Origin of the sequence: Rhodococcus sp. 06-462-5 (genome assembly GCF_002258315.1) — a bacterium.
Classification (GTDB): Bacteria; Actinomycetota; Actinomycetes; order Mycobacteriales; family Mycobacteriaceae; genus Rhodococcoides.
On sequence record NZ_NOYD01000014.1, the window covers coordinates 318,487 to 341,573 of the forward strand.

Annotated in this window: 14 protein-coding genes; 5 read left to right on the forward strand and 9 right to left on the reverse strand. The window is 67.1% G+C overall.

The window, feature by feature from the left end; genetic code table 11:
• Positions 1-54: 54 nt before the first annotated feature.
• The 3 genes from CH251_RS27880 to CH251_RS11340 form a co-directional block, all read right to left on the reverse strand.
• Positions 55-486 carry a hypothetical protein gene (locus CH251_RS27880; protein WP_256978973.1) on the reverse strand — a complete coding sequence of 144 codons (432 nt, stop codon included), beginning with the start codon at positions 484-486 and terminating at the stop codon, positions 55-57.
• A gap of 204 nt (positions 487-690) precedes the next feature.
• Positions 691-1,044 (reverse strand): hypothetical protein, encoded by a 354-nt coding sequence (locus tag CH251_RS27885; protein WP_256978974.1) that lies wholly within the window; start codon positions 1,042-1,044, stop codon positions 691-693.
• Positions 1,045-1,215: 171 nt separating this feature from the next.
• On the reverse strand, positions 1,216-4,497 hold the full coding sequence (locus CH251_RS11340; protein ID WP_094613291.1) for a (Fe-S)-binding protein: 3,282 nt from the start codon (positions 4,495-4,497) through the stop codon (positions 1,216-1,218).
• 591 nt (positions 4,498-5,088) lie between these two features.
• Between CH251_RS11340 and CH251_RS11345 the strand changes: the two genes are divergently transcribed.
• Together CH251_RS11345 and CH251_RS11350 are read left to right on the forward strand one after the other, a co-directional pair.
• On the forward strand, positions 5,089-5,745 hold the full coding sequence (locus CH251_RS11345) for a hypothetical protein (protein WP_094613292.1): 657 nt from the start codon (positions 5,089-5,091) through the stop codon (positions 5,743-5,745).
• Positions 5,746-6,017: 272 nt separating this feature from the next.
• Complete coding sequence (locus CH251_RS11350) at positions 6,018-7,103, forward strand: GNAT family N-acetyltransferase (protein WP_179273447.1); 1,086 nt, start codon at positions 6,018-6,020, stop codon at positions 7,101-7,103.
• Here CH251_RS11350 and CH251_RS11355 read toward each other — a convergent pair.
• From CH251_RS11355 to CH251_RS11380, 6 genes are all read right to left on the reverse strand, one after another.
• The gene (locus CH251_RS11355; RefSeq protein WP_094613294.1) at positions 7,100-8,209 is read right to left on the reverse strand and encodes a S1 family peptidase; all 1,110 of its coding nucleotides are present in this window, start codon (positions 8,207-8,209) and stop codon (positions 7,100-7,102) included. The two genes, CH251_RS11350 and CH251_RS11355, sit on opposite strands and share 4 nt — an antisense overlap.
• Positions 8,210-8,298: 89 nt before the next feature.
• Positions 8,299-9,597, reverse strand: coding sequence for a S1 family peptidase (locus CH251_RS11360; protein WP_179273448.1), 1,299 nt, complete (start codon positions 9,595-9,597; stop codon positions 8,299-8,301).
• 75 nt (positions 9,598-9,672) lie between these two features.
• Positions 9,673-11,319, reverse strand: coding sequence for an Hsp70 family protein (locus tag CH251_RS11365; RefSeq protein ID WP_094613295.1), 1,647 nt, complete (start codon positions 11,317-11,319; stop codon positions 9,673-9,675).
• Positions 11,316-12,470, reverse strand: coding sequence for a hypothetical protein (locus tag CH251_RS11370; RefSeq protein WP_094613296.1), 1,155 nt, complete (start codon positions 12,468-12,470; stop codon positions 11,316-11,318). Before CH251_RS11370 ends, CH251_RS11365 begins: the two co-directional genes overlap by 4 nt.
• Before the next feature lie 43 nt (positions 12,471-12,513).
• A complete protein-coding gene (locus tag CH251_RS11375; protein ID WP_094613297.1) occupies positions 12,514-15,024 on the reverse strand; it encodes a helix-turn-helix transcriptional regulator in 2,511 nt (836 codons plus the stop codon).
• A 7-nt stretch (positions 15,025-15,031) separates the two neighbouring features.
• On the reverse strand, positions 15,032-16,804 hold the full coding sequence (locus CH251_RS11380; protein WP_094613298.1) for an Hsp70 family protein: 1,773 nt from the start codon (positions 16,802-16,804) through the stop codon (positions 15,032-15,034).
• Positions 16,805-17,092: 288 nt separating this feature from the next.
• Here CH251_RS11380 and CH251_RS11385 point away from each other — a divergent pair, with 288 nt between their 5' ends.
• The 3 genes from CH251_RS11385 to CH251_RS11395 all read left to right on the forward strand — a co-directional run bounded on the left by CH251_RS11385 (position 17,093) and on the right by CH251_RS11395 (position 23,087).
• Complete coding sequence (locus tag CH251_RS11385) at positions 17,093-19,672, forward strand: IniB N-terminal domain-containing protein (RefSeq protein ID WP_094613299.1); 2,580 nt, start codon at positions 17,093-17,095, stop codon at positions 19,670-19,672.
• A 149-nt stretch (positions 19,673-19,821) separates the two neighbouring features.
• Positions 19,822-21,630, forward strand: coding sequence for a dynamin family protein (locus CH251_RS11390; RefSeq protein WP_094613300.1), 1,809 nt, complete (start codon positions 19,822-19,824; stop codon positions 21,628-21,630).
• Positions 21,627-23,087 carry a dynamin family protein gene (locus CH251_RS11395; RefSeq protein WP_094613301.1) on the forward strand — a complete coding sequence of 487 codons (1,461 nt, stop codon included), beginning with the start codon at positions 21,627-21,629 and terminating at the stop codon, positions 23,085-23,087. Before CH251_RS11390 ends, CH251_RS11395 begins: the two co-directional genes overlap by 4 nt.

Here is a 23,087-nt window from a genome sequence, read left to right on the forward strand (position 1 = left end):
CGACCATACTCACGATGTCCGATTCGGCCACTTCCGAGGGGGTCCTCGGCAACCTCACACCGCTTGTGCCGGGTGCGCGCCCGTATACCGGCGCGACGAGGGGTGCGCGCTCGGCAGAAAGGTCGCTCGGTTGCGCCGTCGCGCTCTGTCGGCAGCGACGCGGAGCATCCGATCGACGAGCTCGGGGTGATCGAGATCCGACCAGGCGATGCGCACCACTTGGCGGCCGGTTGCGCGAATGCGATCCTCGCGACGCTTCTCTTCCCACATCACGTCGGCCGCAGACTTGCCCTCGGGCACATAGCGCCCGTACTTCACTTTGCCGTCGAATTCGACAACGGTCTCGAGGTCGGGCAGATCGAAATCCACGCGCCCGACGAAGCCGCGATCGTCGACTATCTGCACCTGTAGTTGCGGGCTGTAGCCCAGCTGATGCAGCAACACCCGGGCGCGTGATTCCCCGATGCTCTCGGATCTACCGTCCATGAATTCCGCGACCCGACGCGCCATCCGATTGCCGGGATGGTTCGGACATGAATCCAGTGCGGCGAGAACATCTTCGGCGGTGAGTCCGCGGCTTCTCGCCGCGAAGTCCGCGATACAGACGGCCGTCTCGAACGGAAGTGAACGAGCGCAATCGGCAACGGTGCGCGCCAGACCTGTGACCCGTACGCCGTCGACGGTCGCGACTTACTCGTCGGTGTACGGAGAAGTGTGCACTGCTCGAACGGCACTGCTACGACCGCCGCCACGGGCACGATTGCGGGTGTGCACTCGGCTCAGGTCGGCATTCCACACGTCGAGACCGTGGAATATTGCTGCGCTCACATGGCTGACCACGGCATCGGGGGCGATGGTCGCGTCGAACACCGCCTCGGCGATGACCCGATGCTTGTCTTTCCTTGGCAGTGCATCGAATTCGTCTCTGCTGACGAACCGTCCGGGACGGAGTCGACGCCACGCTCGCGTTCGGCAGTAGCGCTGCAATTCTGCGTCGGAATTTCCGCGGGAGAGTGCGTCGGATCGCGAGACGATGCGGGTCATGAAGGAATGCTCTCGGCCGCAATCGCTTTCGACAACCCCCTCTGGCCGATTGTGGATAACCGGTGCGCCTGTGGACAACCGTGGGCCGGGGAACCTCACACCCCTACTGACGACTGCGCGCCCCTGCTCTGAGGTGAGCAAGGGCGCGCAGTCGGTGAAAAGGGTGTGAGGTTACTTCCGGCGACCCGGAACCTTTGCCCCCGGAGCGAATCCGAGTCCACCGGCCTTCGGCTTGGGGGGAGTCCGATCGTCGGCTTCACCCGCAGCGTCCGACGCCTCCGCCTTCGGTGCCTCGGTAGCCGGTGCCGCGGCCGCTGGTGCCTCGGCTGCTGGTGCCTCGGACTTCGGGGCCTCGGTTTCCTGAGTCGGCTCGGCCTTCTCGGGCTCTGCAGTCTTCGGCTCAGGTGCCGCGGCGGCCGCACCGGGCGTGCGTGCGCCCGGCTTCTTGAATCCGGACTTCACGGCCAGGCCCTTGGGCTGGACGGTCGGCTTGGATTCGGCCGCAGCCTCGGTGGCGGGCGCCTCCGACGCTGGTGCCTCAGCAGCGGGAGCCTCGGGAGCCTCGGCGGCAGGCGCTTCGGCGGCAGGCTTACCCGGTGCCTTGGCGCCTGGCTTCTTGAATCCGGACTTCACGGCCAGGCCCTTGGGCTGGACGGTCGGCTTGGATTCGGTTGCAGCAGAAGCTGATTCCGCAGGTGCTTCAGGTGTTTCCGGGACAGGGGCCGACGCCGTAGTGGCTTCGGCGGGCTTACCCGGTGCCTTGGCACCCGGCTTCTTGAATCCGGACTTCACAGCCAGACCCTTGGGCTTGACGGACGGAGTCGACTCCGAGGTCTCTGCGGTAGCAGGTGCTTCGGCCGCCGCGGGAGTCTCGGCAGGTGCAGGTGCAGGTGCAGGTGCAGCCGCCTTCGCGCCGGGTGCCTTGCCCTTCATCTGCAGGCCCTTGCCGCCGGGTGCCTTGCCGCCGGCCATGCCGAGACCCTTGGGCTTGGCCGCGGGTGCGGCATCCTCCGTGGATTCCTCGGCCTTGGTGGCAGAACCGGGTGCCTTGGCTCCCGGAGCCTTGGCCAGACCCTTCATCTTCAGTCCGCCGCCGGCCTTCGGAGCCGGAGCTGCCGGAGCAGACTTCGCCTCGGCCGGTTCCTCGACGGGTGCGATGCGCTCGGCCTCTTCGACCTCGGCGGCATTCTCCGTTGCCAGCTCCTCCTGAGGAGTGCGCTCGCGGGGGATGACCTTGATGTTCTCGGCGAGCACCGAGGACTCGACGCGGGTGATCGACTCGAGCATCAGCTGCGCGACATCGACGACCTCGACGCCCTCGTGTGCGCCACCTTCCTGACGCGCGGTGACACCGTCGGTGAGCATGACGCGGCAGAACGGGCAGCCCGTGGCGATCTTCTTGGGGTTGGTCGCCAGTGCCTCGTCGACCCGGTCGATGTTGATGCGCTTGCCGATATTCTCTTCCATCCACATGCGTGCGCCACCGGCACCACAGCACATGGACCGCTCACCGTGACGCGGCATCTCCTTGAGGTTGGAGCCCGACGCGGCCATGAGCTCACGCGGGGCGTCGTACACCTTGTTGTGACGGCCGAGGTAGCACGGGTCGTGGTAGGTGATGTCCTGGCTGACCGAGGCCACCGGGATCAGCTTCTTCTGCCGTACCAGTCGGTTGAGCAGCTGCGTGTGGTGGACCACCTCGTAGTCGCCGCCGACCTGCGGGTACTCGTTGCCCAGTGCGTTGAAGCAGTGGGCGCAGGTGACGACGATCTTGCGCTTGTTCTGCTCGACACCCTCGAAGACGTTGTTCAGCGTTTCGATGTTCTGCATGGCGAGCTGCTGGAACAGGAATTCGTTGCCCGCGCGGCGAGCGGAGTCACCGGTGCAGGTCTCGTCGGCACCGAGCACCAGGAACTTCACACCTGCAGTGGCGAGCAGCTCGGCGACGGCCTTGGTGGTCTTCTTCGCGCGGTCCTCGTAGGCACCGGCGCAGCCGACCCAGAAGAGGTACTCGTAGTCCTGGAACGAATCGGCGTCCTGGCCGAAGACCGGGATGTCGAAGTCCATCTCGTTGATCCAGTTGAGACGGTCCTTGGAGTTCTGGCCCCACGGGTTGCCCTTGTTCTCGAGGTTCTTGAACAGACCTGCGAGCTCGGACGGGAACTCCGATTCGATGAGCACCTGGTAGCGGCGCATGTCGATGATGTGGTCGACGTGCTCGATGTCCACCGGGCACTGCTCGACGCACGCACCGCAGGTGGTGCAGCTCCACAGCACCTCGGGATCGATGATGCCGCCCTCGATGGCGTCGGCGACGAGCTTGCGATCGGCTTCGTCACGGGCGTTCTGCGGGATGGCGTCGAGCGCCTTCTGGTCGACGTTGCCCTCGGCGTCGACGAGTCCGACCTCGTCGCCCGCCATGTCCTTCTTGCCGCCGGCCAGCAGGTACGGGGCCTTGGCGTGGCTGTGGTCGCGCAGCGACATGATCAGCAGCTTGGGGGAGAGGGGCTTGCCGGTGTTCCAGGCGGGGCACTGCGACTGGCAGCGGCCGCACTCGGTGCACGTGGTGAAGTCGAGCCAGCCCTTCCAGCTGAAGTCCTCGATCTTGCCTGCGCCGAACGCGTCGACGTCGGGGTCGGCCTCTTCCATCTCGAGGACCTTGCCGCCGGACATCATCGGCTTGGCCGGTCCGAGTGCGACGGTGCCGTCGTCCATGCGCTTGAAGTAGATGTTGGGGAACGCGGTGAAGCGGTGCCACGCGATGCCCCAGTTGATGCGCGAGCCGACGATGTAGAGCCAGATCATGCCGGACATCAGCTTGATGAACGCGAACACCGAGACCATGTTCGAGTTGGCCGGCAGCAGTTCGGCCAGGCGCATCGTGAAGAAGTCGGTGTACGGGTTCGCGTGTCCGTAGGTGGCGATCTTGCCCGCCTTGACGAACACCATGCCCAGACCCTCGATGAGCACGACGGCCTCGACGAAGTAGGCGGCCTTGAACCCGGAGCCGGCGAAGCGCGACTGGCGCTCGGGCTTACGCGGGTGGTTGAGCTGGCGAATGATGATCAGCGTGGTGATACCGATGACGGTGCCCAGCCCGAGCAGCTCGTCGATGAGGTGGTAGGCCGCGGTGTCACCGACGATGGGCCAGTGGAACTCGGGGTTGAACGTCTGGCCGTAGGCCTCGAACCAGACGATGGCACCGAGCATGAAACCGATCATGACCAGCCAGTGCGCCCAGCCGACGGTGCGGAACTTGACCATCTTGGTGTGAGCGAGGAACTCGACGACCATCTGCTTGAAGCGAGGGACTATCGGTCGCCAGCGGTCGGGTGCCGGCTGGCCGAGTCGCACGATGTTGAACATCCGCAGACCCCCGCGAATGAAGACGTACCAACACACGAGGCTGAGCAGAGCACCGACTGTGCCCAACGTGATCGTCAGGGCGTTCATGTCGCGGCCTTTCGCTAAAGGTGGCAGCTGGAGGGCTACCGCGGGTTCAGCCCGTCGAGCTGGATTCCGGTCTATGTTACTCGTCAGTAGTAATTCTGCTGTACTGACGGGTAACTTAGCATCGCCGGGTGAAGCGGTGCTGGTGGGTGCTGAAATGAGGCCGTCCGACGGGTGGGCTGAACTCGTCAGTAGGTTGTCTCACAGATCACCGTATGCGTAGGCCGTCGAGGTGCTGTCTAGAAGGCAGTCCTTACTTGGCCCTTACTCGGCGGGGTGTCGTCGCATCGATGTCCGACGGAAACCGACGTCGAGTACTGGTTGCGCTCCATTGTCGGGGGCTGTGACAGATTGCAGCGACTTCGATGGAGTCGGCGTATGCCGATACTGCGATGGCGGCGAATCCGACTGTGACAGTGGATAAGTGGTGGAGGTCGGGGCGGTTTCAAAAGGACAACGACCGGTCCGATTTGTACGCTACAATTCCGAAGCGCACCACAAGTCTCAGACGCGTCATCGGGGTGACTTTGCGTTTGACGGTTGCCTAGCGGTACTGCCAAACACCCAATGCACAGAAACGGAACTCAACTCCACATGAAACTCAGCAAACTGGTCGTCACATCGGCCCTCGTCGCAGTCGCGATGGGCCTGGCCAGCGGAACCGCGTACGCCCAGCCCGCCGATGAGGCAGCCCCCGGTGACACCAACTACACCGTCGATCTCGAAGATCGCACGATCGTCACCACCATCGATGCAGGCGTTTTCAAGGTCGCCGACGACGGCAAGACGGTCGACGTCCTCGACGCCGCCGACAACACCCTCGTGACGCTCCCGTTGTCGTTCAACCTCGGCGGACTCAACTTCCCGTACGAGCAGAACGTCGATGACAACGGCAAGACCCTGCGTCTGGTTCCGAACCTCGACTTCACGAAGGCCTCGGCCAACTCGCGCAGCATCGGCGCAACGACCGTCGCCTCGCCCGAGGAGAACCTCAGGGCACAGCAGAACTTCTCGTCGCAGCTCGGCATCGCGACCGCGATCGGTGGCTTCACCGGTACCGCTATCGGTGCTGTGGTCGGTGGACTCGGCTTCCTGGGCGGACCCGTTGGCTTGGCATCGGTACCGCTCGGTGCAACGGTCGGCGGCATCGCGGGCACGATCATCGCCGGTGGCCCGACCCTGGTCGTTGCCGGCATCGACTTGATCAACACGCTGAACGCGGCACCGGGCACCACGGTCTGGGCCAAGTAGCTTTCAGCTTCTACACCGAGCAGGGCCCGCACTCTCGACGAGAGTGCGGGCCCTGCTCCGTTCGATGCGCCGGTTCCGCGTGTCATCGATGTGATCGCACAGGAATTGTCTGGTGCAGCAGGGCTTCGTGTAGGCCGAGGCGGCGTCGACAGTCGAATGCCATGAGCCGAGTAAATCGACGAAAACAAGTCGAATGAGGGGTTGTGCGTACTGAGTAAACCGACCGTAAAGTACAGCCTATGAAAACCGACTGTGAACCCTTTTGTGGGGGCATGGACACAAGGCTCACCGACGAGCTACGCGATGAGTGGGATGCGTTGGCGGAACGGGTCGGCACGGTCTTCTCCTCCCGCCCCGGTTACGCACTGAATGCCCCACGGCCGGCGGGAAGTGAGCTCGCCTTCGTGCATGTACGTCGAGGTGGGCGTCTGGTGGCATTAGCCCCGATGTTCGTCACGCGAATGGGTCCGGTGAAGGTGGCGAGGATTCTCGGGAACGGGCAGGGCGTCCCGACCGAATTGCTCAGTGAGGACGACGCGGCGTCTCGCGCTCTCTGGGATTCGATCGACGATCACGGGCTGATCTACTACGCGGACTCGATGATCGACAACCGAACTGCCATCGAGGCGCTCGCTGCGCACCCGCGGTGGCGTTCGGATTCGCTCGTGCGGGAGCGAGTTCCGGTCATCGACGTACCGCCGGGCAGTACCGCACGCAATGTGCGTGGGCACAAGTCGCTGAAGCGGCTCGAGAAGTACAGACGTCAGGCCGAGCGGTCCGGGAGTCCCCTGGTGGTGGAAACCATCCGCGATGCCGAGCACCTCGAGCTGCGTTGGGCGGACATTTCCAGGTTGGCCGCGGCGTCGACGCGTCACACCGATCGCACGAATTACCTCACGGAGAGCTCGCCTGCCGATCCCTCGGCGTCGGCCAAGGCCTTTCTGCTCGGTGAAGCAGCGGCCGGCAGATTGGCTCTTGTAGGAGTGAGCGTCGACGGGCGATGGTGCGCGCACGAGATCTGCATCCGCACAGGATCGCGACTCGAGTCGTGGCTGACGCACCACGATCCCGCAGTTGCGAAGTATCAACCCGGTCATCAGATGGTGGAATGGCTGATCCAGACGCACGACGAACTCGACGTGACCGTGTTGGATCAGGGTGTAGGTGTCAACGACAACAAGAAGGCGTGGTCCACGTCCGGCTACGACGTGTTGGCTGTGGTGGGCGTACCCAGCCGCACGGTCGGCTCGCCGATCCTGGTGAGTTTGCTGCTTCGATGGGAGCTCTCCCCGCGGGTCGCGTACGCGCGGAGGGTCGGCTACGCGGTGCTGTCACGTCTGCGCCCGTCGAACGACTAGGACGTACGGATGGTCAGACCGGGGTTCTCGGCGAGTACGTCGTTGATGGGGGTGGCGAACAGTTCGGGTCGCTGACCCTGCAGCATGCTGACGACGGTCGCGATCTCGCAGGATGGTTGATCTCCCACGTTCGATGCACTTGCGATGCCGACGGCGAGGGTGCCGCTGACGACGGGGCCGCCACTGTCGCCGCGCAGCGCGCAGATGGAGGTGGAGAAACCACGGTCCAGGACATTGTTGCCCAGTGCTACCTGCTGGCCCGTGGAAAGAATGGTGCCGCAACTGAATCCGGTTCTGGATCCAGATTTGCAGACCGGAGCGCCCACGATCGGGTCGACAGTGCCGGTGACGTGTAGCGGGCCCGCTCCGGGGACTCGCACTGCGTTGCTCTCGAATTCGGCCACGTTGGCATCGTCGATGTCGATCAAGGCGTAATCGTTGCGCGACTGGCTGGTTCGGTAGAACGTTCCGAATTTCGAGCCCACGAGGCTGCCGCACATCGGGTACGCGCCCGTCAGTGCTGCGGAACCGGTATCGGTGGTACTCGGATTGCAGTGTCCTGCAGTGATGTTCACCGATCCGTACGTCGGGTCGACGGCATTGAACCCGAGGGAGCAACGCTGACCGAGGCCGGCCGGTGTACCTGCGAGAAAGCTGTCGCCGCCGAGATACGAACTCGCACGGATCGGGCCTGCCGTCGGTGACGGATCGAACGGGAGCAGGTCCAACAGCGGCTGGACGGCATCGAACACTGCCGGCGGGATCACGATAGGCGCGGCATCGACCTCGAAACCGCTGGCCGATGCGGCATCGGCCACGTCGGCGCGGGTCGGTCCGTCCGCCACCGCGACGACGGGGCGTCCGTCGCCATCGAGCCACGCGTTCGTGACCCCGTCGGAGCCGACAGCGTCGGTGAAGTCGGCCAGTCGGCGTGCCGCGTCCGCCCGGTCGAGGAACTGCTGCGGAGTCAACCCGAGGTCACGGGCCACGGCGTCGGCGAGCGCGGGTGGCAATCCTGGTTCTGCGCTCGCGGTCGGTGCGAACACCGCCATCGTCGCCAGAAGCGGAACTGCGACGATCGACAGCCGGAAAGCACGGCGACGCATAGAAACCTCTCCCCCGGGCATCAGAAAATGTGATGCCGTTCACCCTGACGTACGACTATAGGCGGTGAACGGCTCCCGAAGTACCCGACTCAGTCGGTTCGCAGCGTGGCTCCGGTTGCGCGCGTGACCTGATCGATGGGAATGCCCAGGCTGGCGGTGCCGCCGTACTGCGCCAGAGCGAGGTTCGCCTCGTTGCAGTCGGGTGCGCCGCCGCTGTTGGATCCGCTGGTGATTCCGAGGGCGAGTGTCCCGGTCACGATGGCTCCACCGCTGTCGCCTGCGAGAGTGCATGCGGTGCTGGCGAATCCGCGCACGGTGCGGGACGTTCCGTCCTCCATGTAGAGCTGGGTCTCGACGCGATCGGCCGCAACCACTCCACAGGTGAACGACGACGACTGCCCGGACTTGCAGACCGGCGCTCCGATCACAGGAGCCGCGGTTCCGGTGACGGTGACGGTGCTGCCGTTCGCTCCACGGACGGTGGGGCGGTCGAGTCCGGATGCGATCCCGGTGTCGTTCAGTGCGATGACCGACCAGTCGAGGCCGTCTGCCGCGCCCAGGCTGGACCGGTCGAAGGACCCGATCTGCGTGCTGCGCGAGATGTCGGCCGGATCGGGAAGGTAGACCGGTGCGCCGCCGGATCCGGTGGCCTTGTCGGGGTTGCAGTGGCCTGCGGTGAGATTGACGGCGGCACCGGAGGGGTCGACGGCGTTGAAGCCGAACGAGCAGATGCTGATGTCGGTGGCCGGAGCGTCGGCGATGGGTCCCGAGGTGGTGACGTAGGTGTCGCCGCCCATCGGAGTCGGGTCGACCGGCTTGTTTCCGCCGGGGGACAGGATGACCTTGATGTTCGCCAGCAGCGTCGGCAGATTCAGTGCGCTACCGATCGGACTGTTCACCAGATCGATGACGATCTGATTGTCGATGAAGTCGATGGCCGTACCGTTGATCTGCTCGGAGATCTCGCGGGGAAGGCCTGCGATCCAACTGTTGAGGTCTGCCAGCGACTTCTCGAGTCCGTCTGCCGACACGGGCGACTGCGCGGTGGCGTATCCGTCCTTGGCGACGGCCTGTGCCGCAGCAGGCGAGGTGACGGCGACGACGGCATTGCCGTCGGGTCCGATCCAGGCACCGGCGAAATCTGCGGGACGGCTGGCCCGGAAGTCCGACGCGTAAGCAGACAGTTCCTGTGCGCGGGCAGCACGATCGAGGTACTCCTGCGGGGAGATCTTCAGATCTCGCTGCACGGCCTCGACGAGCTCGCGGGGAAGCTGATCGGCGGGTGACTGGACGACGGGGTCCGCTGCTGCTGTCCCGGAGAACGAAGCAAGAAGAACAAAAGCCGTCGAACACAGCACTGCGGCACGCAGCGCCCCGGTGTTACGCATGAAATCCCTTCATCGGGTGCTTGGCATCAGCGACCCACCCTAGGGCATCGGGCGCAGAATCAGTGTTCGTGCAGCTCAGCGGTTGGCGACCGGTTCGGTCGTGGTTGTCACCGAAGCCGAGGTCGTGGTGGTCGTCGCCGTGGTCGTGGTTGCGACGGGGGTGGTCGTCACCGGAGTCGTGGTGACCACGGGCGGCGTGGTTGGCACCACCGTCGTCGGCACCGGTGCGGGCGGAGGGGCAGGCTGGGGAGCAGGCGCGGGCGGGACGTACGGCTCGTACGTCGGCTCGTCGATCACCTCCGGAACCACGACGGGCTCGACCGGGCTCGAGGTGGTGGTCGACGGCGCGCGAGTCGAGGTGACGATCGGCGAGCCGGCATCGGTGACCGTCGGAGGTGTCGCGGCGGGGGCGGTGCCGAACACTCCGCTCACTGCCGCGATCGCGAGCACGATGACCACGCCTGCCGCGGCACCGGCAACGATGGTGGCGATCGTCCGGGAGCGCTCGCTGCGTTCCTTCTTCACCCCCACCGATCCAGCGGCAACGGCAGGAACGACGGGTGCAGAACCGGTGTTCGACGCGTTCTCGTCGACCGGAACGATCGGCTCGGATCGAAATTCGGAATGGTCGAACACCGGAGCGACGGCTGGAATTGCCTCGGAGAAGGCGAGCGACGGCTCCGGCGCGACGACCGGGATGGCGTCGGTGTCGAGGGACTCCGTGCCGTCGTTGCGGGTGACGATCGGCGCTGCCCCGGTCACCAGGGAGTTGCCGTCGACGTCTTCGACCTCGGCGAGCACCAGTGCGCCGCGGGTCGCGGCGAGCGGCTCGACGAGTACTGGGCCCGACGAGCGTTCACCGATGTCAGTCGCCACCGACGGGAGTGCAGCGCTGGCGCCGGTGAGTATCACGGTGCCGGTCCCCGGCACGTCGAGCCGGTGGAGCAACGGCGCGACGAGTTCCGCGAACTCGGCTCGTGTCACCGTCGTGGATTGCGAGACACCGGGAAGTTCGACCGAGATCGTGGCGGTTTCGGCCGTGCTCAGGGTCTGCTTGGCCGCCTCGCACGAGGCGACCACACCTGCAAGGGCCGCCAGGACTGCCGCGTCGGACAGGTCGATGTGCTCGCGATCGGTCACCACGTGATCGAAGAGCGCGTCGGTGAAGGCGTCTCCGCCGACGGCGGTGCTACGCACCGTCCCACCTCCGGGAAAGGTGGAGACGTCGGTGCCGGTGGCACCGATGTCGACCACCGTGACCGCAGCTCCCGGACTCGGCTGCGCGAACGCGCTGGCGGCTTTGGCGTCCGGCACCAGGGCAACGTCGGTGAGGCCCGTGTGATCGAGGGCGTCACGCAGCAGGGCGACGGCAGCCCGGGTCCACCGCGTCGGGTACGTCATGGTCGTGACGGGCATCTCGCCTGCCACGCCGGCCTTCGCGGACACCATCGTGACGAGGCAGTTGGCGGCGTTGGCCATCAAGTCCTCGGCGCGGTACGCGTCGGCGTCGGGCTCGAGATCTTCCTGCTGACCGACGAGATCGACGAACCGGGTGAACGGGGCAGTGTCGGCGGGTTCACCGAGGTGGGCTCGGCCGTCCTCGTCGAATCGCAGGGTCGTCGGCAGGACGACGATCGTCGGTTCGTCCTCCACCGATGCGCGGTAGGCAGCGACGGACCTGGTGTTGCCCACGGTGATTCCGAGATGCCCGGCACCGGTCATGGAGTTGCCCCTGTCGATCGGTCGTTCTGCGCTCGGTCGGAGGGTGTGCCGCCGCGGGCCGCCGGACTCTGCTCGGAAGCGGTCTGCTCGTCGTCCTGGTCGGATTCGGGAGTCTCGGCGGGCTCGTCGGTGTTCTCCTCGACCGGCAGTTCCGGCTCGTCCGGTTCGACGAAAATCGGAGGCTCCTCGGGGTCGGTGTCCTCGGGTGCCTCGATCGCTGGGCGCGTCTCGATGTCGGTCTCGGTCGGCTCGCTCCGCGGGCGGTCGGAGGTTTCGGGCGGGGTCGTCTCTTCCGTCGTGGTCGCAGGCAGCGGAACGACGGGAGCGATCTCGGCGGCCGGCTCGACGACGACGGTGGGGAAGTCGATCGGGCCACCCGAACCGGAGCGGATCGACGACGTGGGCGGCACCACCTGGGCGTTGTCGATGGTGGGGACCGCGGTGTCGGTGGACGTGCCGAGTTGCAGCGCGACGAGCGCGGCACCGACGGTCAACGCGGCGGCGAACGCTGCCGCAGCGAAGAGTGGGCGACGGTCGGATCTCGTCGGGCCGACCACCGCGAACCGCTCGGTGACGGCGTCGACCGGGAACCGCGCAGCCAGAATCGCAGCGCCGCGTGCGGCGGCGACGGCGGTGTCCTTCTTCTGCAGGGTCTGCAGGACCGATGCGTTCCACGCGGCGAGCGCGTCCGCTTCGGCCACCAGTGAAACGTGGGCAAGGCCGTGCGCGTTCATCGCCGAACGCAGCGCGAACACCTGCTCGGCCGTCCAGCGGGCAGGGTAGGTCGCGGCCGCCGCCAGATCGCGCGGCTGCAGATCGATCGACGACGCCACCTCGGTGAGCAGGCACAACAGGGCCATCGACGTCAGTTGCTCGGCAGGGAAGACGGTGCCCTTGCTGCCGGTGACACCCACGCCGTCGGCGAGGGAGTCGAGAAAGTGTGTGTAGGCCTCGGAATCGTCGTCGGTCGCATCTCCGAGTGAGACGGTGCCGTCGGGATGAGTGTTGAGCACGGTCGAGTGCAGTGACGCCAGATGCAACGACGGTCCGGGCGCAATCGGATGGGACACGGCGGCGACGGCGCGTTCGTCGTCGAGGTAGAGGCCGACATCCGGTGCGCCGACACTCGCACTGCCGGGCTGCTCGGTCATGGGGCTGCTACCTGTTCTGGACTCGGGGAGGTTTGCTCGGTCGTTATGTCGCTCCCGGTCCTCGCACAGTTACAGGGTCGACGCCCGCGCTGGTCGAGGCCCCGTACCCCATGGCGCGCAGCATCGAGATCAGCTCCGACCGCGACTGGGCCCCGAGCCTGCGCCTGATGCGGGCCACGTGATGCTCGACGGTCTTCGGGGAGATGTAGAGCCGGCTGCCGACCTCGCGATAGGTGACGCCGAGGACGAGCAGTTCGGCGACCTCGGCCTCGCGTTCGCTCAGCGAGCCCGTCGGCTGCGGCGTCGATCTGGGGCTGTCTCGCCCGGTCGAGCTGGGTTGGCGCAACGACCTGGCGATGTGCAGCAGCGAGGTCGCCGTCGCGGTATCGGTGACGGTCAGTGCGGCCTCGCTCGCCAGTCGGGCTCCATCCCAGGGCAGCCCGAAGGCAGTCAGTGTGCGTGCGGAATTCTCCACCTCGGTCGCGTCGGGTCTGCCCTGCAACACCCCGAGCCATGCGCGACCGGCCGCGGCGAGTGCGGCGCTGTACGGGTGGGTCGGAGCGGCTGCGGCCAGGGCCTTGGCGTGCGGCACCAACGCGTCGGGAGTCTGGGCCACGATGGCCGCCTGGACCTGGTACCAGTGCAGCGCCGATGCCCATACGGGTGGATCACCGAGCGCTGCGAGCAGATCGGTGGCCTGCGACACCAGATGCTCGACGCGGTCCACCTGGCCGAGTCGAGTTGCGGCCAAGAGTAATTCGCCCAGGGGCAGCAGCGCGAACAGGTCGGCGGAGTACTCGGCGATCACGTTCTGCGCCTGGGTCCACGCGGTGATCAGTGACCCTGCGTCACCGGACCTGCGAGCCAGGCCCACCCGAATCGCATGCAGGAACAATTGATTGCGCACGTGCGACGCCGGAATCCGCAGTGCCTCGATCGCGGCACCTGCATCGGCGGTATCTCCCCGCAGCATCGACGCCCAGGCCCCGACGAGGCTCAGTCTGGTGTGTGCCTCGGAACCCGGACGGTGTTCGCCGAGTGCCCGCGCCACGATGGAATCGACGCGGGGCAGGTCCCCGCAGTGCACCGCGTGCAAGGCCGCGACGGCGGCGGCGGTATCCGGGGTGCACGAGCGATCGGAAGCATTGCCCGTCAACGTCATTGCCCGCATCAGTGCATTCGCGGCAGCACTGGAGGCCGCTGCGCTCCGCGATTCGATCGACTCGAGCACTCCGGTGACGAGCAGACTGCCCGACGCGATACTCGACGTCGGCGCGAGTGCGGACACGGCAGCCATCGAACGATCGGCGGCGGCGCGATCACCGGCCGCCGCAGCGGACAGGGCGGCCCACACGGCGTCGGGTCCGAGTCGGTCCTCGCCGAGCCACGTGAACAATTGCGCACTGCGCGAGGCCATTCCGCGTTGCGCGGCAATCGACGCCGACACTCGCACCGCAGTCCGCAGATCCGCCGCATCGCACCCGGCAGCTCCGTCGAGCACCACATCGGCGAATCTCGCCGCCTCGTCCAGATCCCCGGTTGCCGCCGCGACCTCGGACCGTCTCGCAGCCAGCACCACCGAATCGAACCCTGCATCGACGGCCGCGCTGTACAGGGCACCGGCGGCATCTGCGGGAGCCGAATCTGCCTGCTGAACAAGGAAATCCGCGAGCCCGGCATGAACGACGCCGCGCTCGGCCAACGCACGTGCCGCGGTGGCGTCGAGCAGGCGGGATCGGGTGGCGACCTCGGTGATCGACGAGAGCAGGACGCGGCAGCGCCCGTCTCCGATCATCTCGATCAGCGGGGCCTCGGCGGACGGAATCAACGTGCCCGTGGTGTCGAGCATGCCGGAGCTGCAGGCCAGGTCGACGATCGACTCGACATCGGTGGCGCGTGGAACGATCTGCGCGGCCGCTGCAGGGTCGGGTGTGACGCCGAATCGAGCTGCGAGCAGCAGTGCCCGCGTGTCGTCGGTGGTCTCGATCAACATCCGACGGTGCTGTTCGGCAATCGATTCGGCGACCACGCGGAGCGGAGCCGGATCGGAACGGTCGCCGCCGAGCGCACCCAGGGCCGCGTCGACAGCGGCGAGAACTCCGCCGGTCGCCTTGGCGACGGTAGCGGCGAGCGAGGCCGAGATCGGCCGGACGGTTGCTGCTGCCCTGGCCGCGATGGCCACCTTGTCCAGCGGAACCAGTGTCAAACGGTTGGAACCGGCGGAGGCGATCAACTTCTCGATTCGTGAATCGAAGCTGCGCGGCGCGGTGGCGACGATCAGAGTGATGTCCGATCGTGTTGCAGCCGCAGCGATCTCGTCGAGCCGCTGCTCCGAAAGCAAGTGCGCATCATCGACGAGAACCGTGGAGCCGGACGGTGCGTCGGCGATGGTGCCCGCGTACACGTCCGTCGCCGCCGCAACGGACTCGAGAACCGCGGATCGGCCGGAGCCGTTCACTCCGACGACGACATGAAATCCGTTGGCGACGAGAGCATCACGGACGAAACGATCGGCACGCTCGACGCCGACGAGTCCGGAACGGGTGCTGGTCACGGTCGACCTATCGGCCGGTCAGGCCGCCGAGGGCTCCGCCGAGTCCGTCACCGACGCCGCCGACGACACCGCCGAGTCCGTCACCGACGCCGCCGACCACTCCGCCGAGCCCGTTACCGACGCCCTGTCCGACATCGCCGAGAGTGGGCCCCTGGTAGCTGGGAACCTGCACGCTCGGTGCCTGGGGAACCTGCACGGCAGGCGGTTGGTAGTTGGGAACGGTCGGTGCAGCGACGGACGGGATGGTCGGCACCGTGGCCGCGCCGTTGTCGGCGGGGGCCGGGGCCGGGGAGCCCGCGACCGGAGCGCCGGTGACGGGGTCGATCTGCGTCACCGAGCCGTCGGCGTTGACCACCGTGGTCGGTGCGCTCTCGGATCCGGTTGCGGCGGCACCGTTCTCGCCGGTGGCCGCTGTTGTCGTGGCGGCATCCGCCACTGCCGCGGTGGTTCCCGGTGTCTCGGTGCTCGAGATCGAGGTCTCCGCGTTCGATTCGGCCGGAGTGGTGTTGTCGGAGGTCAACGCCGTTCCCACCGACAGGCCTCCGCCGGCGAGAAGGGCGAGGACGAGAACGGATCCGGCGACGACGCCGGCCTTCTTGCGACCGGACATCCCTGCGTCGGATTCGACGGCGGTCGGCGTCGGTGCAGGCCGGGGAGTGGGGCGAGGCATCGGCGCGGCTGCCGCAGCGGACGCCACGGCCGTGGTGGGCACCGCGGCCAGGGCTGCGGCGTTGTCGGCGGCGGAGGCGTCGGCGATGTCGCTGCCGAGAATCGCGGCACCGATTGCGACGGTCAGTTCGGGACGCGGTCCGGCGACCACGGGTGCACGCAGTTCGGACGACATCAGCTCGGCGACCAGTGGTATGGCCGAGCTGCCACCGACGAGGACCACCTGGTCGATGTCGGTGACGTCGAGGCCGGCGGCCGTGACGGCGTCGCGTACCACCCCGATCGACCCGAGCAGCGATGCGCGCACCAGTTCTTCGAGCTCGGAGCGCACCAGGCGAACCTCGGTGTGCAGGCCCGGCAGGTCGACCGTCAGGGACGTCGAGGTGTCGTAGGAGAGTTGTTCCTTCGCTTCACCGCAGCGTGCCCGCAGTTCCACCAGCGCGCCGACGGTATCGGGATCGAAGGGATCGAATTCGAAGGACTGGCTGCCCGAGACGGTGTCGAGCACGTACTGCATGATCGCGTGATCGAACTGCGCTCCGCCGTACTCCTGCGAGTGAACCCCGGTGCCGACGGTGCCTGCCTCGGAGCCGGTGCGCATCAGAGTGACGTCGAGTGCGGTCGCACCGAGGTCGTAGACCACGGCCAGGCCATCGGACTGCGTTCCTCGGGTGACTTCGAGCCAGCGCATCGTTGCGACGGACTCCGGGACCAGCGTGACGTCGGTGAGCCCCGCGCGGTCCAGCGCGTCACCGAGAACCTCCGCGGTGTACGCGGTCCAGCGAGTGGGGTGAGTGACGACGACGGTAGGAGCGGACTCGGTTCCGGCGGAGGCCTCGGCGACGAGCGCGCGAGCAGCGGTGGCGTACAGGTCCTCGGCGTGATGGCTGCGGCCGTCGTCGTCGATCAGTTCCACCGGATCGCCGACCCGGTCGGCGAAGCCGCTGATCAGATTCCGAGTGGACCGGTCCCACAGCTCTGCCAGACGCGGGGCTTCGCCCGGGCGGAGGTCGAGTGCCGAACGCTTGACCACCGAGGTGACGGGATCGGTGTCCAGTGCGGCCGCCGCCGTCACCGAACCGATACGTATGCCGAGCCCTGTCTCTGTCATTCCGCGGGCTCCACTCCTGCCGTTCATGTTCGTGTCGCCGCCTTCGTCTCGCCCTGCCGTCGGTACTACTGCCGTTACTCGCACTGTCGGCAGAAGCTACCTATTCGTTACGTCTCACAGCAGGTTAGAGCGTGAAACGAGTGAAATCCCCTAAAGCGCCGAGATCCCCTAATCGAAGTCCCCTGGCAACCCCCGGGGGAGTAGGGGGATCGGCCCCGTTGGGCGGGGGCTCTGCGGTGCATAGCTTTGTGATCAACCACGAAGCACCCCTCGTCAAGGAGACCCACGATGGCTACCAACGCCGTACTCGATTTCATCCTCAGCCTGCTGCGCGACGACCAGGCCGCAGCCGCCTACTGCGCCAATCCCGAGACGACGCTGGCCGCCGCGGGACTCGGCGACGTCACTCACGCCGACATCGTCGCGGTCGCACCTCTGGTCGCGGAGTCGGGACTGTTCGCCGGTGCGGGCAGCCAGCTCTCGGCCATCCTGGGTGCAGGCGGGTCGGCGGGACTCGACGGCGCACTCGCCGGAGGCGCGAGCCTCGGTGGCGGACTGTCCGCCGGACTCGGATTGGCAGCAGGCGCAGTCGCAGGCGGCGGACTCGCAGCGGGCGGCAGCCTGACCGGCGGAATCGACGTCACCGGTGAGATCGCTGCTTCCCTGCAGGCAGCACTCGCTGCAGCGTTGGCCGTCGGAGGCCAGATCGGTCTCGAGCTCGGCACTGCCTTCGGCGGCGCACTCGACGCTCTGATCGGTGCAGGCGCAGGTATCGGCGGCGGGCTCGGCGGCGGCGTGGATCTGGACCTCGACGGTCTGCTCGGCGGAACCGTCGGACTCGGCGCTGCACTGACCGGCCTGATCGGAGCAGGCGCAGGCATCGGCGGCGAGATCAGCGGAGACATCGCCGCACAGCTGCAGGCCGCACTCGACGCCGCCATCGGCGCGACCGGTGCCATCGATCTCGGCGCACTGGCCGACATCCAGGGCGGCCTGGCCGGCGCTCTCGGTGCGGTCTTCGGAGTCGGCGGAACCATCGGTGCAGAGCTCGGCGCTGCCCTCGGAGGAGTGTTCGACGCCGCACTCGGTGCCGGAGCCGGACTGGACATCGCGGGTGACCTCGGCACCGCTCTGACCGCCGGAATCGGCGGCGCGCTCGGCGGACTCGGAACCATCGGAGCAGACCTGACCACCGACATCGGCGCCGCACTCGATGGAGCGCTCGGTGCAGGTGGCGCACTGGTCGGCGACCTCGCCGGCGGAGTCGGCGCGAGCCTGGGCGGTCTCTTCGCCGCAGACGGTGCCATCGCAGGATCCATCGGATCCGCACTCGGAGCCGTCCTCGACGCAGGTGCGCTCGCTGACCTCGACGTGGACGCCTTGCTGGCCGCGGGCGGCAACCTCGGCGCAGTGGTCGGTGGCGCACTGGGAACCGCACTCGATCTCGACACCAGCGCAGTCGGCAGTCTCACCGCCGCTCTCGACGCTGCACTCGACGGCACGATCGGAGCAGGCGCAGGCATCGGCGGCGGACTTGTCGGCGGACTCGAAGGCGGACTTGCGGGCGGAGTTGCCGGCGGCCTCGAAGGCATTCTCGGAACGGCATTCGGCGTCGGCGGAGCAGCCGGAGCCCAGCTCGGTACCGCCCTCGAATCGGTACTCGACACCAGCGCAGCACTCGACCTCGGAGCCGCACTCGGAGCCGGAGCCGACGTCAGCGCAGGACTCGTCGGAGCGATCGACACCGCGGTTGCCGCCGGAGCAGACCTCTCGGGAACCGTCGAAGGAGCACTCGCCGGAGTCGGCGGACTCGGCGCAGACCTGTCGGGCGGCCTGGCCGGACTCGGCGGACTGGGCGCGGGCCTCACCGGAGGACTCGCAGGCCTCGGAAATGTCGGTGCTGATCTGACCGGTGGCCTCGCCGGCGTCGGGAATGTCGGTGCCGATCTGACCGGTGGCCTGGCGGCCTTCGGAAACGTCGGTGCAGATGTGACAGGTGGCCTGGCGGCCGTCGGAAACGCGGGCGCAGACCTCACCGGTGGCCTGGCGGCCGTCGGAAACGTGGGCGCGGATGTGACCGGTGGCCTGGCGGCCGTCGGAGATGTCGGTGCAGGTGTGGCCGGCGGGCTCGCCGGTGTGGGTGATGCAGGTGCGGGCCTGACCGGCGGTCTGGCCGGACTCGGCAGCCTCGGCGGCGGTATCGCGGGCGGAGTGGCAGGCGGAGTCGCAGGCGGCGTGGATGCCGCGGCCTCGGCCGGAGCCGGACTCGAAGGAGCCGTCTCGGGTGCGGTGAGCGGCGGAATCGATGCCGCAGCGTCCGCAGGTGCGGGCCTCGAAGGTGCCGCGGGAGCTGCAGGCTCGGTTGCCGGTGGCCTCGAAGGTGCCGCGGGCGGAGTCGTCGACGCCGGAACCTCGGTGGGCGGCGAGATCGCCTCCAACGTCGGTGCAGGACTGGATACCGGTGCCTCGATCGGAGGCGACTTCGCGTCCACTGTGGGTGCGGGTTTGGATGCTGGTGCGGACGCTGCGGCTTCCGCGGGCGGCGGGTTTGATTCCGCTGCCGACATCGGTGGCCAGGCCGCAGGCAGCCTCACCGGTGGCCTGCAGTCGGGTGCCGAGGGACTGGCAGACGCAGGCGGCAGCCTTTCCTCCGCGGCGTCGGGATCGTTCGATCACTCCAGCTCTTTCGATTCCACGGCTACCGCGACCGGCACCGGCTGGTCGAGCGTCGACTCGGACGTCTTCGGTCAGGGCGAGACCGATTCGAGCCTGTTCAGCGACTCGAGCCTGCACGGTTCGGTGGATTCGGCAGCCGACTCGCTGGGACATGTGACCGTCGATCACGACTTCGACCCGACGCAGCCCTGATCCTCTCGCCTGCGGGTAGGCGATGACATGACTCGGCCCCGAGTGTTCACCGGCACTCGGGGCCGAGTCGTAGCTAGAGTTCGTTCCTGGGCGTCGGTTGAAGCCCGGGTACCGCGGAAGTCGACGAGAACGGTTGTGAGCACGAGCGTATGGACGGGCAATCTACGGAGCTGGCCGAGCTGCTGAGCCGAACCGCGGCGGTGGCGACATCGGCGGGAAGATCCGACCTGGTGGATCGAGTCGAGGCGGCGCGCTCGCGAGTGCTGGATCCACGTCGACGCATCATCGTGGTCGGACCGCTCAAGCAGGGCAAGAGTCAGTTCGTGAATTCGCTGCTCAATCTGACGGTGTGCTCGGTCGGCGACGACGAGACCACCGCCATCCCGACCGTGGTGTCCAACGCCGAGAGCCTGTCCGCGCAGCTCGTACTCGCCGATCCGGGCAACGAGCCCATCCGAGTCGACGTTCCGCCCGAACAGATCACGACGGTCACCCCGGCCAGTCCGCTGGCCCAGGGCCGTGAAGTGTTGCGCCTGGACATCGGGGTGGCGAGTCCGTTGCTCGCCGACGGCCTGGTGTTGGTCGACACTCCAGGAGTCGGCGGGCACACGAATCCGCACGCTGCAGGCACATTGGGTCTCATTCCGTCGGCCGACGCGGTGCTCGTCGTGTCCGACGCCTCGCGCGAATTCACCGAGCCGGAACTGTGCTTTCTCCGACAGGTGCAGGGACTGTGCCCGGCCGTGGCGGTGCTGATCACCAAGATCGATCTGTATCCGCACTGGCGGCAGATCGTCGAGGCCAATCGTGGACACCTGGACCGCGCAGGCATCGACGTCCAGATGTTGCCGGTCTCGTCTCTGTTGCGTTCGCACGCACTGCGTTTGAACGACGAGGAACTCAACGCCGAATCCGGTTTCCAACAGCTCTACGCGTTTCTGCGGGACGACGTGGTGGCCCGGGCGGATGTGCTGGCCCGCTCCTCGGTCTCGCTCGACGTCCGATCCGTCACCGAACATCTGACACTCTCGTTCGGCAGTGAGCTTGCGGCACTGAAGGATCCGGAGCGGGCAGCCGCGGCCGTCGCCGGTCTGCAGCGCGCCAAGTCCGCTGCCGAGGAGCTGCACAAGCGGTCGTCGCAATGGCAGCAGACGCTCGGTGACGGAATCGCCGATCTCGCCTCCGACATCGATCACGATCTGCGCGACCGGTTGCGGCGAGTGACCCGGGAAGCGGAAGAGACCGTCGACGAGGGGGATCCGGGCAAGGACTGGCCGCAGCTCGGCGAGTGGCTCGAGGAGCAGATCGCCGCGTCGGTGGGCGACAACTTCGTGTGGGCTCACGAACGGGCACTGTGGCTTTCGGAGTTGGTTGCCGAACACTTCGCCTCGTCCGGAGCGGCGGCGCTACCCGATCTGGATCTCGGTGATCTCGACAACGTCCTCGATCCCGTCTCGTCCCTGGCCGATCTGGAATCCGGTCGTATCGGAATCACCCAGAAGGTCCTGGTGGGAATGCGCGGATCCTACGGCGGTGTGCTGATGTTCGGCCTGATCACCACGTTCGTCGGATTGAGTCTGCTCAACCCGATCTCGATCGGTGCGGGCGTACTGCTCGGCACCAAGGCGTACAAGGAGGACAAGGAGAACCGCGTCAAAGCGCGGCGTTCCGAGGCCAAGATCGCGATCAGGCGATTCACCGACGACGTCAGCTTCCAGGTGGGCAAGGAGTCCAAGGACCGGCTGCGGCAGATTCAGCGAGTCCTGCGTGATCACTTCACCTCGATCGCCGAGCAGACGCTGCGCTCGCTCAACGAGTCGTTGCGCTCGGCGCAGGAGGCCGCCGCTGCCGACAACACCGACCGTGCCGCTCGCATCGCCGCGCTGGAGAAGGACATGCGGGTGGTAGCCGAACTGAATTCTCGGGCAGTGTCTTTGGTCGAGGACGCCGCCGTATGAGCGTGGCGGCTCTCGCCCGGGCCCGCGATCTCATCTCGGCGGCACGATCGACGTACTCCGGTGATGCCGAAGCGTCCTGGATGCTCGACGAATGCCTGTACCGCTTGGACGAGCCGCTGCGAGTGGCTCTCGCGGGATCACTCAAGGCAGGTAAATCCACCCTGCTCAATTCTCTTGTCGGACAGGACATTGCCCCGACCGACGCAACCGAGTGCACGAAGGTCGTCACGTGGTACCGCAACGGCGTCACACCCGCCGTCACGGCCTGGTACGACGGCGACCGGGCCGCGAACGTGCCGGTGCAACGGCGCGACGGGCGATTGACCTTCGACCTCGGGTCGTTGACGGCCGCGCAGGTCGATCGACTCGACGTCGAATGGCCCGCAAGCGCTTTGGCGCAGACGACGATCATCGACACCCCCGGTACCTCGTCCCTCTCGCGAGACGTGTCGGCGCGTACGTTGGCGATGCTCACGCCCGAGAACTCGTCCTCGGGTGCAGACGCCGTCGTGTATCTGCTGCGCACCCTCAATGCGACCGACGTGTCGTTTCTCGGGCAGATCGGTGCGCACGTGGGCGGCGATTCGGGACCGCTCGGTGTGATCGGCGTCGTCTCGCGGGCCGACGAGGTGGGTTCGGGGCGGATGGACGCGATGATGTCGGCCAAGGAGGTCGCCGCGCGCTTCGCGTCCGAACTCGAGGCCACCGGCCTGTGCCAGGCCGTGGTTCCGGTTGCAGGTCTGCTTGCGCTCGGAGCGGAAACGTTGCGGCAGAACGAGTTCGCGGCGTTCGAGATGCTGGCCACGGTGCCCACCGAGGATCTGCAGTTGGCGATGCTCTCGGCCGATCGGTTCGTACGTGCGGAGAGCACGCTTCCGGTCGATGCATCGCTGCGGGCCAGCATCGTCGATCGGTTCGGGCTGTTCGGTATTCGGATGGCTGTGACGTTGATCAGGCTCGGGGTGCGCGATTCGCCCACGCTGGCTGCCGATCTGGTCGAGCGCAGCGGGCTCACCGAACTTCGTTCGGTGATCGACGTGCAATTCGGTCAGCGCGCCGATCAGCTCAAGTTGCATTCGGCTCTGGTTGCCCTGCAACGGATCCTGGAGTTCAGGCCGGAATCTCACGCGCTTCGCACCGAAGCCGGCCGAATGCTCGCCGACGTGCACGGCTTCGCCGAATTGCGTCTGCTCGGCCGTTTGCGCTCCACCACACCCAAATTGCCCGACGGCGGACTGCTCGAGCTGCAGCGCATCATCGGCGGCTTCGGCATCGCCGCCACCGAGCGCCTCGATCTGCCTCCCGATGCCGGACGCGCCGAGCAGCGCGACACCGCGCTGGCGGCCGTGCACAAGTGGCGAGCGCTGTCCGAGCATCCACTGCTGGATCGCTTCACGTCCAATTCGTGCGCCCTGGCCGCCCGCAGCGCCGAAGGGATACTCGCGTCTCTGTCCTGA